Annotated in this window: 9 protein-coding genes and 4 tRNA genes; 12 read left to right on the top strand and 1 reads right to left on the bottom strand. The window is 46.1% G+C overall.

Annotated features, from left to right (window positions below; translation table 11 throughout):
* Positions 1-5: 5 nt before the first annotated feature.
* Both H735_RS00065 and rpoS read left to right on the top strand, forming a co-directional pair.
* Positions 6-929 carry a peptidoglycan DD-metalloendopeptidase family protein gene (locus tag H735_RS00065; protein ID WP_020196178.1) on the top strand — a complete coding sequence of 308 codons (924 nt, stop codon included), beginning with the start codon at positions 6-8 and terminating at the stop codon, positions 927-929.
* Between the two features lie 80 nt (positions 930-1009).
* The gene (gene rpoS / locus H735_RS00060; RefSeq protein ID WP_009707587.1) at positions 1010-1993 is read left to right on the top strand and encodes an RNA polymerase sigma factor RpoS; all 984 of its coding nucleotides are present in this window, start codon (positions 1010-1012) and stop codon (positions 1991-1993) included.
* An 88-nt stretch (positions 1994-2081) separates the two neighbouring features.
* On the opposite strand, the gene mutS is transcribed toward rpoS, so the two are convergent.
* Positions 2082-4643 carry a DNA mismatch repair protein MutS gene (mutS, locus tag H735_RS00055; protein WP_020196179.1) on the bottom strand — a complete coding sequence of 854 codons (2562 nt, stop codon included), beginning with the start codon at positions 4641-4643 and terminating at the stop codon, positions 2082-2084.
* 85 nt (positions 4644-4728) lie between these two features.
* Between mutS and pncC the strand changes: the two genes are divergently transcribed.
* The 10 genes from pncC (at position 4729) to H735_RS00005 (ending at position 12259) form a co-directional block, all read left to right on the top strand.
* Entirely contained in the window at positions 4729-5211 is a 483-nt protein-coding gene (pncC, locus tag H735_RS00050) for a nicotinamide-nucleotide amidase (RefSeq protein WP_020196180.1), read from the top strand.
* A gap of 200 nt (positions 5212-5411) precedes the next feature.
* Positions 5412-6455, top strand: coding sequence for a recombinase RecA (gene recA / locus H735_RS00045; protein WP_020196181.1), 1044 nt, complete (start codon positions 5412-5414; stop codon positions 6453-6455).
* Positions 6456-6660: 205 nt separating this feature from the next.
* The gene (recX, locus tag H735_RS00040; protein ID WP_005425358.1) at positions 6661-7128 is read left to right on the top strand and encodes a recombination regulator RecX; all 468 of its coding nucleotides are present in this window, start codon (positions 6661-6663) and stop codon (positions 7126-7128) included.
* Positions 7129-7270: 142 nt separating this feature from the next.
* Positions 7271-9853, top strand: a complete 2583-nt coding sequence (gene alaS / locus H735_RS00035) for an alanine--tRNA ligase (protein WP_020196182.1) — start codon at positions 7271-7273, stop codon at positions 9851-9853.
* Between the two features lie 203 nt (positions 9854-10056).
* Complete coding sequence (locus H735_RS00030; protein ID WP_020196183.1) at positions 10057-11244, top strand: aspartate kinase; 1188 nt, start codon at positions 10057-10059, stop codon at positions 11242-11244.
* A gap of 92 nt (positions 11245-11336) precedes the next feature.
* Positions 11337-11534, top strand: coding sequence for a carbon storage regulator CsrA (csrA, locus tag H735_RS00025; RefSeq protein ID WP_004415691.1), 198 nt, complete (start codon positions 11337-11339; stop codon positions 11532-11534).
* A 242-nt stretch (positions 11535-11776) separates the two neighbouring features.
* Positions 11777-11868, top strand: a tRNA-Ser gene (locus tag H735_RS00020).
* A 31-nt stretch (positions 11869-11899) separates the two neighbouring features.
* A tRNA-Arg gene (locus tag H735_RS00015) sits at positions 11900-11976 on the top strand.
* A gap of 29 nt (positions 11977-12005) precedes the next feature.
* Positions 12006-12097, top strand: a tRNA-Ser gene (locus tag H735_RS00010).
* An 85-nt stretch (positions 12098-12182) separates the two neighbouring features.
* Positions 12183-12259 (top strand) — tRNA-Arg (locus tag H735_RS00005).
* Positions 12260-12261: the final 2 nt, after the last annotated feature.

Here is a 12261-nt window from a genome sequence, read left to right as displayed (position 1 = left end):
ACTAGGTGAAGAAGTTATTACATCGTTTTGTTATTAGCTGTTTGTTGGCTGCGGGACTTGTTGGTTGTGCGGCTCATTCACCTGCACCTGTTTCAAGCCTAAATAAAGATTACTCGACGGTTGAGCGTGGTAGTTATAGAGGGAGTTATTACGAAGTAAAGAAAGGTGATACCCTTTATTTTATAGCCTACGTCACAGATAAGAATGTAAATGATCTAGTTCGTTACAATGAATTGTCTGCTCCTTACACGATTTTTCCGGGTCAGAGGTTGAAACTTTGGGCTCCAAAATATGTGGCGCCTAAATATGGTCACAAAGTGGAACCCGTTGTCGCTCCTGTTGTTGCAGCAAAACCTGCTCCGGTGACTAAAACATCAACAACGTCAAAGGTGTCAAATTCAAGTAAAAGCTCTACTCAGAAACCTAAGACAACTACGACTCAGGTTGCACAAAAACAACCGCCAAAGAAGGTTGAACAATCCAAACCAAAGGAGTATGTTGGGTCAAAAGGTAATCAGAATGTTAAACCGAAACCACCAACAACCACCGCGAAAAATGAAAAAGTCTCGAAGTGGTTATGGCCGACAAAAGGGAGAGTAATCAGTAACTTCTCAGCGGGAGAACAAGGAAATAAAGGTATCGACATCGCAGGACAGCGTGGTCAACCTATCGTTTCAACCGCAGCTGGCACCGTCGTTTATTCGGGTAATGCGCTACGAGGTTATGGCAACCTAATTATAGTGAAGCATAACGACAATTATTTAAGCGCATACGCACACAACGACAGACTGCTGGTATCAGAAGGACAAAGTGTTAAGAGCGGACAAAAAATAGCAACCATGGGTAGTTCAGGTGCTAAATCCGTCAAACTACATTTTGAAATTCGTTATCAAGGTAAATCAGTGAATCCAAAGCGCTATTTACCGTAAAACTTTGAATAACAACTTGCGACATCATTTAGCGGCATATTGAGTTGTCATGTCTTGCTAACTCGCCAGGGGGAGGCGTTATGAGTATCAGCAACACAGTAACCAAAGTTGAAGAGTTCGACTACGACAATGCACAATCGGAAGGCATTTCAAACGAACCTGCAAAAACATCTACTGGAACCAAATCAGCGGCGCGCGAAGAATTTGACGCGAGCAGTAAGAGCTTAGATGCAACACAGCTCTACTTGGGCGAAATTGGTTTCTCACCACTACTAACTGCAGAAGAAGAAGTACTTTATGCTCGACGTGCGCTGCGTGGCGATGAAGCTGCTCGCAAGCGTATGATCGAAAGTAACTTGCGTCTTGTAGTGAAAATCTCTCGTCGATACAGCAACCGTGGTCTCGCACTTCTTGATCTCATCGAAGAAGGTAACCTAGGTTTGATCCGTGCGGTCGAGAAGTTTGATCCAGAACGCGGTTTCCGTTTCTCAACTTACGCGACGTGGTGGATTCGCCAAACGATCGAACGTGCGTTGATGAACCAAACTCGTACGATCCGTCTGCCAATTCATGTGGTTAAAGAGCTGAACATTTATCTGCGTACTGCGCGTGAACTTTCTCAGAAGCTCGACCATGAACCAACAGCAGAAGAGATCGCTGCACAGTTAGATATCCCAGTAGAAGACGTAAGCAAAATGCTACGCCTCAATGAGCGCATCAGTTCTGTTGACACACCAATCGGTGGTGACGGCGAGAAAGCGCTATTGGATATCATTCCTGATGCAAACAACTCGGATCCTGAAGTTTCCACTCAAGACGATGACATCAAATCTTCATTGATCCATTGGCTAGAAGAGCTGAATCCAAAACAGAAAGAAGTGCTGGCACGTCGTTTTGGTCTGCTTGGTTACGAGCCATCAACGCTTGAAGAAGTGGGACGTGAAATCGGACTAACACGCGAACGTGTTCGTCAGATCCAAGTGGAAGGTTTACGTCGACTACGCGAGATCTTGATTAAGCAAGGTTTAAACATGGAAAACCTGTTTAACGTTGAAGACGACTAAACAAGTCAGCTTTAAAAGCGAGTTCAGAATAAACAAAAGGCTATGGGTGACCATAGCCTTTTTGCTTTTTACTGTGTCAGTACAGAAACTAGAGCATCTTCTTCAAGCGATATAGCTCTTCCAGTGCCTGACGCGGTGTTAGATCGTCAGGATCGATGTTCGACAATGCTTGTTCAACATCGCTTGGTTCTGGGATCAGACTAAGTTGGTTTGCCACATCAACAGTATTCGGACGAGGTGAGTCAGTTCCTTGACCTAATTGCTCAAGCTGTGACAGTTTGTGACGCGCATTCTTGATGACTGGTTTTGGAACGCCCGCTAGACCAGCAACCGCTAAACCATAAGACTTGCTTGCCGCGCCTTCTTGTACCGCGTGCATAAAAGCAATGCTGTCACCGTGTTCTACCGCATCAAGGTGAACGTTGGCTAGATTTGGCAGTAAGTTTGGCAGCTCAGTCAGTTCGAAGTAGTGCGTTGCGAATAGCGTCATTGCCCCAATCTGAGTTGCAAGCCATTCTGCACTTGCCCATGCTAAAGACAGACCATCGTAAGTACTGGTACCGCGACCGATTTCATCCATTAGTACCAAGCTGTTCTTGGTCGCGTTGTGAAGGATGTTGGCTGTTTCAGTCATTTCTACCATGAAGGTTGAACGGCCAGATGCCAAATCATCAGATGCACCGATACGGGTAAAGATGCGATCCAAAGAACCGATATGAGCTGATTCTGCAGGTACGTATGAACCAATGTGAGCCATCAAAGCAATCAACGCAGTCTGGCGCATATAGGTCGATTTACCGCCCATGTTTGGACCGGTGATGATCAGCATCTTACGGTTTGAGCTTAGCTCAATAGGGTTCGCGATAAATGGTTCGCTTGTCACTTGCTCCACGACAGGGTGACGACCTGCTTGAATGCTAATGCCTGCTTCTTTGTCCAATGTTGGGCGACAGTAATCAAGTGAATCTGCACGCTCGGCTAGGTTTTGTAGTACGTCCAACTGAGAAATCGCCGAAGCAAGGTTTTGCATCTTCTCAAGGTTTGGCATCAACAAATCAAACAGCTCTTCCCACAGTTTTTTCTCAACAGCTAGCGCTTTTGACTTAGAGTTTAGTACCTTGTCTTCGTGCTCTTTCAACTCAGGAATGATGTAGCGTTCTGCGTTTTTCAGCGTTTGGCGACGTACATAGTGTGGTGGAACCAAATGGCTTTGACCACGACTAACCTGAATGAAGAAACCGTGTACAGCGTTGTAGCCAACTTTTAGAGTGTCGATACCATGACGTTCACGTTCGTCTGCTTCGAGCTTTTCAAGATACTCGGTTGCGCCGTCTGCAAGCTTGCGCCATTCATCAAGTTCCGCATTGTAGCCTTCTGCAATCACGCCACCCTCGCGAATCACCACAGGTGGGTTTTCTTTGATTGCGCGCTCAAGTAAGTCACATACCTCATCCATTGGCGCAGCAAATTGAGCCAGCTTTTTAAGGTATGGGTGAGCTAGAGAAGAAGTGACGGCTTCCAACTCTGGCAACTGCTGCATCGCATGACGTAAGCGAGCCATATCGCGCGGACGTGCCGAGCGAAGCGCCAAACGAGCAAGGATACGTTCAATATCACCAATCTGTTTGAAGATCGGTTGAATGTCGGTAAACAAGCTTTGGTCTTTGATTTCACCAATCGCATCAAGACGGTTGTTGAGAGTATCGACACAGCGCATTGGCTGATGCAACCAACGTTTCAGCATACGGCTGCCCATTGGGGTCGCACAGTGATCGAGCACTTCAGCTAGCGTGTTATCAGTGCCGCCTGATAGGTTTTGCGTCAGCTCTAAGTTACGACGTGTAGCCGCATCAAGAATGACCGAGTGATCTTGGCGATCAAACGTCAATGAACGAATGTGCGGTAAGGCAGTACGCTGAGTATCTTTCACGTACTGAATCAAACAACCCGCAGCACACAGGCCCAGTGAAGCGTGCTCAACACCAAAACCCACCAAATCGCGCGTACCAAATTGTTGGTTCAACTGCTGCTTAGCGGTATCTAGTTCAAATTCCCAGACTGGGCGACGACGGTTGCCGTTGCGGCTAGACATGAGGTGAACTGCTTCAAAATCTTCAGGGAAGAGTAATTCGCGGGGTGCCGTGCGCTGCAACTCAGCAGCCATTGCTTCTTCGGTTTCTGGCTCGACTAGCTGGAAACGACCCGAAGTCACATCCAATGTCGCGTAACCGAACTTACCATTGTGTTGGTAAATCGCTGCAATCAGGTTGTCGATACGCTCAGACAACAGTGCTTCGTCGGTCACCGTGCCTGGAGTGACGATACGCACTACTTTACGTTCAACCGGACCTTTGCTTGTCGCTGGGTCGCCAATCTGTTCACAGATTGCAACAGACTCACCTAGTTGAACAAGTTTAGCCAGATAACCTTCAACAGCGTGGAATGGGACGCCAGCCATAGGAATTGGTTCACCTGCCGATGCACCGCGTTTGGTCAACGAGATATCTAACAATTGAGATGCACGTTTTGCATCGTCGTAGAAGAGTTCGTAGAAGTCGCCCATGCGATAGAACAGCAAGATTTCTGGGTTCTCAGCCTTTAGCTTGAGATATTGCTGCATCATCGGAGTATGTTTTTGTTCAGCTTTCACAGGTAAGTACTTTTGTTTATTTCCGTAGCGGCTTAGGATACGTGAATCCCTATCAAGTAAAAAGAGACAAAGGGCATTTTTGGCTATGGAAAGAGCAACAAAATTGAGTGCCGATCTAGGCGCATTATTGGCTAAGCATGGACATGTTTTAACCACCGCAGAATCATGCACGGGTGGTGGTGTCGCAACCGCTATTACTGACATTGCTGGTAGTTCTGCGTGGTTTGATCGCGCGTTCGTTACTTACAGTAATGAAGCCAAAATGGAGATGCTTGGTGTACAAGCTTCAACGTTAGAAGCGCACGGTGCAGTGAGTGAGCCTGTTGTGATTGAAATGGTGCAGGGGGCAATTAAAAACTCCAACGCGACCATCGGCGTATCCATCAGTGGTATTGCTGGTCCGGGAGGAGGCAGTGAAGAGAAACCTGTCGGAACGGTCTGCTTTGCTTTTGCTGATAATCAAAATTGGCAGCAAGTAGAAACCATGAATTTTACTGGTGACCGTGCAGAAGTTCGCAAAAAAGCGGTCGAGCATGCACTGACTCAATTGCATCAACATCTGATTTAGAATTTGTGAAATTGTCTTAGCCCAGCGTTGATAAGGGCTAGAGCAAATCACAGCTTTAGGTCAGCCAAATTTTTTTCATACAGGTATAGACACTGTATGAATCAACAGTATAATAACTTTCATTGCTGAGCAGTTCTTCTGCTTAAGAAAAATGAATTACTATTCGTCGCCCAAAGAAGATGAATAAATCGGAGAAAGTAATGGACGAGAACAAACAGAAAGCGCTCGCCGCTGCGCTAGGTCAAATTGAAAAGCAATTCGGTAAAGGCTCTATCATGCGCCTTGGTGATAACCGCGCAATGGACGTAGAAACCATCTCAACGGGTTCTCTTTCTCTTGATATCGCTTTGGGTGCTGGTGGTCTACCAATGGGTCGTATCGTAGAAATCTACGGTCCAGAATCTTCAGGTAAAACAACGCTAACTCTTGAACTTATTGCTGCTGCGCAACGCGAAGGCAAAACTTGTGCGTTTATCGATGCAGAGCACGCTCTAGATCCTGTATACGCAAAGAAACTTGGCGTTGATATCGATGCACTATTGGTTTCTCAGCCAGACACTGGTGAGCAAGCGCTAGAAATCTGTGACGCACTTGCACGCTCTGGTGCGATTGACGTTATGGTAGTCGACTCAGTTGCAGCACTAACACCAAAAGCAGAAATTGAAGGCGAAATGGGCGACAGCCACATGGGTCTTCAAGCACGTATGCTTTCTCAAGCGATGCGTAAGCTAACGGGTAACCTAAAGCAATCTAACTGTATGTGTATCTTCATCAACCAAATCCGTATGAAGATTGGTGTGATGTTCGGTAACCCAGAAACAACGACTGGTGGTAACGCACTTAAGTTCTACGCTTCTGTTCGTCTAGATATCCGTCGTACTGGCGCAATCAAAGAAGGTGACGAAGTAGTAGGTAACGAAACGCGCATCAAAGTTGTTAAGAACAAGATTGCTGCACCGTTTAAAGAAGCAAACACGCAAATCATGTACGGCCAAGGTTTCAACCGCGAAGGCGAACTGATTGACCTAGGCGTGAAGCACAAGCTAGTTGAAAAAGCGGGTGCATGGTACAGCTACCAAGGCGACAAGATCGGCCAAGGTAAAGCAAACGCTTGTAACTACCTACGCGAAAACCCAGAAATCGGTAAAACTATCGATGCTAGACTGCGTGAAATGCTACTTTCACCAGCACTACCTGAAGCACCAGAATCGGGTGAAAAATCAGAGCAAGAAGAAGAGTTTTAATCTTCTGATTGAATCATATTGAACAAAGCCCTGCTATGCGGGGCTTTGTTGTATCTGCTGAAATCAAAATCAAAAAACAAAGGCTAGGTTAATATCAATTAGGGTAGGCAAGCGATCAGAACTAGCGCATTGGTAAGCTAGAGTGAGCGGTTATTTACTGCGATTGTTATAAAGCCTGTACAGCAAAAACAGTTTTAGGATCATCATGTACCAAAAGCGTCAAGCACCGACTCTATCTAGCAAAGAAGCGGCTATCCAATTATTGAGCCGTCGAGACCATGGGCAATACGAGTTATACCAAAAGCTGGCTCTAAAAGGGTATGAAGAGGCAGACATCGAAGCGGCCATTAATTTTTGTCTCGACCACAACTATTTAGATGACCTGCGTTATGCCAAAAGCCAAGTGCGCCAACATGTTTACAAAGGTCACGGTGAGCGCCGTATTCGTCAAGAATTGAATCAAAAGCGTGTGGCAGAATCCATCATTGATATGGCGATGGCAGAAGAGCCCCAAGATTGGTTTGAACTGGCAAGAATGGCTGCTGAGAAGAAATTCAAAGGAATAAAAGCCAAAGACCAGAAAGAGTACGCTAAACAGGTGCGATTTCTGCAATATCGTGGCTACAGTTTTGACCAAATCAGCTACGCGCTGAGCTTTGAGGACGAAGATTAACGGTCATTCGTTCGCACTGTTTTTTGTTTTGCTTCAAATTTTTTCTTCTAATGCCTCTTTTCCGCAAGAAAACTAGTCGTAGCTGATTGCATGATCTACAATACGGCAAAATTCTAACTCGACTATTTTCAGGAAGAGCTGCATGTACATGAGCACTGATGAGGTTCGTAACGCGTTCCTCAAGTTCTTTGAGAGCAAAGGACACCAAATCGTAGAAAGTTCATCGTTAGTTCCACATAACGACCCAACCCTGCTGTTCACAAACGCGGGTATGAACCAATTTAAAGATTGTTTCTTAGGCTTAGAAAAACGAGCCTACACTCGAGCGACTACGGCTCAACGTTGTGTACGTGCTGGTGGTAAACACAACGACCTGGAAAACGTTGGCTTCACTGCTCGTCACCACACATTCTTTGAAATGCTAGGTAACTTCAGCTTTGGCGATTACTTCAAAGAAGACGCTATCGCGTTCGCTTGGGAATTCCTAACAGTAACCCTTAAGCTGCCAGCAGACCGTCTACTTGTAACCGTTTACGAGACAGACGACGAAGCATTCGATATCTGGAACCAAAAAGTAGGTGTTCCAGCAGACCGCATTATTCGCATCGGCGACAAGAAAGGTGGTAAACCATACGAGTCAGATAACTTCTGGCAAATGGGTGACACGGGTCCTTGTGGCCCATGTACTGAAATCTTCTACGATCACGGTGAGCACATCTGGGGTGGCCGTCCTGGCACACCTGAAGAAGATGGTGACCGTTTCATCGAGATCTGGAACAACGTATTCATGCAGTTCAACCGTCACGCAGACGGCACTATGGAACCGCTACCAAAACCATCGGTAGATACTGGTATGGGTATCGAGCGTATCTCTGCAATCATGCAAGGCGTTCACTCAAACTACGAAATCGATGTATTCCAAGCTCTTATCAAAGCTGCTGCTGAAGTGATTGGCTACGAAGATCTATCAAACCAATCGCTACGCGTTATCGCTGACCACATCCGTTCATGTTCATTCCTGATCGTTGATGGCGTTATGCCTTCAAACGAAGGCCGCGGTTACGTTCTACGTCGTATCATCCGTCGTGCAGTTCGTCACGGTAACAAGCTGGGCGCACAAGGTGCATTCTTCCACAAACTGGTTGGTGTACTAGCGGAAATCATGGGCACGGCTGGTGAAGAGCTGAAGCGTCAACAAGCTGTGGTTGAAAAAGTACTGCGTATCGAAGAAGAAAACTTCGGTCGTACACTTGAGCGCGGTATGGCGATTCTAAACGAAGCACTAGATAACCTAGACGGTAAAGTACTAGACGGCGAAACCGTATTTAAACTTTACGATACTTACGGCTTCCCAGCTGACTTAACTAACGACGTTGCACGTGAGCGTGAGTTCGCTATCGACGAAGAAGGTTTCGAGAAAGCGATGGAAGAGCAGCGTCAACGTGCGCGTGAAGCTGGTAACTTCGGTACTGACTACAACGCAGCAATCAAAGTTGATACGCAAACAGAATTCTGTGGTTACACAGGTACTAAAGGCTCTAGCTCTGTAGCGGCGATGTTCGTTGAAGGCAACGAAGTAGAATCTCTATCTGCAGGCGACAAAGCAATCATCGTACTTGGTGAAACACCATTCTACGCAGAGTCAGGCGGTCAATGTGGTGACGCTGGTGAAATCCGTACTGAAGCTGGTGTATTCCGTGTTGAAGACACTCAAAAGCTAGGTAACGCAATCGCACACCACGGTGTAATGGCAGAAGGCGTTCTAGCGAAAGGCGACGAAGTAGCAACTATCGTAGATGCAGAGCGTCGCGCAGCTATCTCTCTAAACCACTCAGCAACGCACTTACTACACGCAGCTCTTCGCCAAGTTCTTGGTGAGCACGTAACGCAGAAAGGCTCTCTAGTGAAAGCTGACAGCCTACGTTTCGACTTCTCACACCTAGAAGCAGTAACTGCAGCTGAACTGAAAGAAGTTGAGCGTCTAGTTAACGCGCAAATTCGTCGTAACCATACGATTGAAACCAACGTGATGGACATTGAGTCTGCTAAGAAGAAAGGCGCAATGGCTCTATTTGGCGAGAAGTACGACGACGAAGTACGCGTACTGTCTATGGGCGACTTCTCTACTGAACTTTGTGGTGGTATTCACGCTTCAAACACAGGTGATATCGGTCTATTCAAGATCATATCTGAAGGTGGTATCGCAGCAGGTATCCGTCGTATCGAAGCGGTAACGGGTGAAGGTGCGCTAGACGCAATCGAAGCTCAAGCGGCTAAGTACGAAGAGAAACTGGCTGAATCAGCGCAGAAAGCAAAATCTCTAGAGAAAGAAATCCAGAAACTGAAAGACAAGATGGCTGCGGCAGAAAGCGCAAACATCATGGGTAAAGTTCAGGACATCAACGGTACTAAAGTACTGATCGCTGCTCTAGAAGGCGCAGATAACAAGAACCTACGTACTATGGTTGATGACATCAAGAACCAAGTAGGTAGCGGCGTAATCCTTCTTGCTAACGTGAACGATGACAAGATCGGTCTGATTGCAGGCGTAACCAAAGACCTTATCGGTAAAGTGAAAGCAGGTGACCTAGTTAAGATGGTTGCTGAGCAAGTTGGCGGTAAAGGCGGTGGTCGTCCTGACATGGCGCAAGCGGGTGGTACTGATGTTGCCGCGCTGCCTGCGGCGATTCAGTCAGTACAGCCTTGGCTAGAAGAACGCCTATAAGCTTTTAAAATAATGAATTACGCTCAATCAAGCTTCTTTGATTGAGCGTAATTTTTTTATGGTAACCAAGTGGTTTAATTGACCGTATTTTAACCAGGTCATTTACGCTGCTTGGTTTTTGTTGTAACTACCGCTTATATAATTTATCTCAATGGAGTATGAGTGGTCCTAATGAGACTTTGGTCTTGGGAAGGTGAAGACTGGTGAAAAAGCCCCTTATCGTGCAAAAGTTTGGCGGAACCTCAGTGGGTTCAATTGAAAGAATCCACCAGGTAGCTGAACACATCATTAAGGCGAAAAATGATGGTAATCAAGTTGTCGTTGTTGTGTCTGCAATGTCAGGCGAAACAAATCGACTAATGGATCTCGCTAAGCAAGTAGATAGCGTTCCAACGGCTCGAGAACTTGATGTTTTGCTCTCTGCTGGTGAGCAAGTGTCGATGGCACTGCTGGCGATGACTCTGAATAAATTGGGTTATGCAGCGCGCTCACTTACCGGAGCACAAGCGAACATTGTGACGGACAATCAACACAATGACGCGACGATTAAACACATTGATACATCTACGATTATGGATTTGCTTGAACAAGACCAAATCGTCATCGTAGCTGGCTTCCAAGGTGTGAATGAAAATGGGGATATCACCACATTAGGTCGAGGTGGCTCAGATACGAGCGCAGTGACACTGGCTGGCGCATTATGCGCGGATGAGTGTCAAATCTTTACCGACGTTGATGGTATATATACTTGTGATCCACGTGTAGTGAAAAACGCTCAAAAGATGGCGGTTATCGATTTTCCTTCAATGGAAGCGATGGCGAGCCGTGGAGCGAAAGTGTTACATCTACCTTCTGTGCAGTATGCATGGAAGAATAATGTCCCACTGCGCGTGCTTTCGACATTTGAGCTGAATGAAGGCAGTTTGGTGAAAGGGGAGTCAGGCTCAAAAGCCGTCTCTGGTCTAGCCATTCAACGTGACCTTGCCATTATTGAAGTTGACGACGAACATTTGCCTAGCGTTACAAAGCAATGTCAGATGTTAGGTATCGACATTTGGAATGTGATCGAGGAAACAGAACGAACAGGTATCATGATAAAACAAGATGCATGTGCCAAGTTGGATCTGGTGTTCAGCGATAAAATCCGTAATAGTGAAGTAGTAAGCCTGTTGACCGCTGTGGGGCTAGAAGCCAATGGAATGGTTGACCATGCCTGTGAATTGTTGGCACAGCAAGATATTGCGATCAATTTCTGCTCAACGAATGCACTCACTATGATGCTAGTCTTACCACCTGAGAGTGTGGATGCAGCAGCAAACATTCTTCATAATGCTTACGTTACATCTAGTGAAGTATTAAACATTCAGCAAAAACATGCCTTTTTGGGCTAATTTTCGGTAACAAGGTAGTTTACGAAAATATAACTTTTGTTGGATAATAGCTTTGTAGCAAGAAAATTTAGAGATTACTCAAGGAGCAAAGAATGCTAATTTTGACTCGCCGCGTAGGCGAAACACTTATGATTGGTGATGAAGTGACTGTAACTGTACTAGGTGTTAAAGGTAACCAAGTACGTATCGGCGTTAACGCTCCGAAAGAGGTTTCTGTTCACCGTGAAGAAATCTACATGCGCATTCAAGCTGAAAAAGGCAACGGTAACGTTGCTTCAGGTAACTACTAAGCCGCTCCTGTTTACAGAGCTTAGTTTGAATGAAAAAGGCTAGCCGAATGGCTAGCCTTTTTAGTTTCGAAAAAATGTCATTTTTTAAGGGAAGACTCTCTTTTTTTCATCATAATAGAGTGATAAAGTTTGTTTAATAATCACTTTGATTAAATCCGCATCGGTTAAGCGATTTTTGCGTTTTTTTCAAAGAAAGTGTTTGACATATTTTCGGTAAAACGTAATATGTGCCTCCGCAAGACGGTGAGGTGGCCGAGAGGCTGAAGGCGCTCCCCTGCTAAGGGAGTATACGGTTTATCCCGTATCGAGGGTTCGAATCCCTCCTTCACCGCCATTCTTGCAACGTTGATTTATCAACAAAAAGTGCGTCCTTAGCTCAGCTGGATAGAGTACCTGGCTACGAACCAGGCGGTCGGAGGTTCGAATCCTCCAGGACGCGCCATATCTCTTCTGAGATATAACAATGAAAACGGTGAGGTGGCCGAGAGGCTGAAGGCGCTCCCCTGCTAAGGGAGTATACGGTTTATCCCGTATCGAGGGTTCGAATCCCTCCTTCACCGCCATTCATTGACTGGCCCGACGGCCTTTTTTTTGTTTCGTAAGAAATGAATGTGATTTACTTCACAACTTCCTAGCAAGAAGATCTGCGCGTCCTTAGCTCAGCTGGATAGAGTACCTGGCTACGAACCAGGCGGTCGGAGGTTCGAATCCTCCAGGACGCGCCACT

This window comes from Vibrio owensii CAIM 1854 = LMG 25443 (assembly GCF_000817815.1).
Taxonomy (GTDB): Bacteria; Pseudomonadota; Gammaproteobacteria; order Enterobacterales; family Vibrionaceae; genus Vibrio; species Vibrio owensii.
The sequence above is the reverse complement of the archived record's forward strand: the minus strand, read 5'-3'. Positions and strand labels throughout refer to the sequence as shown.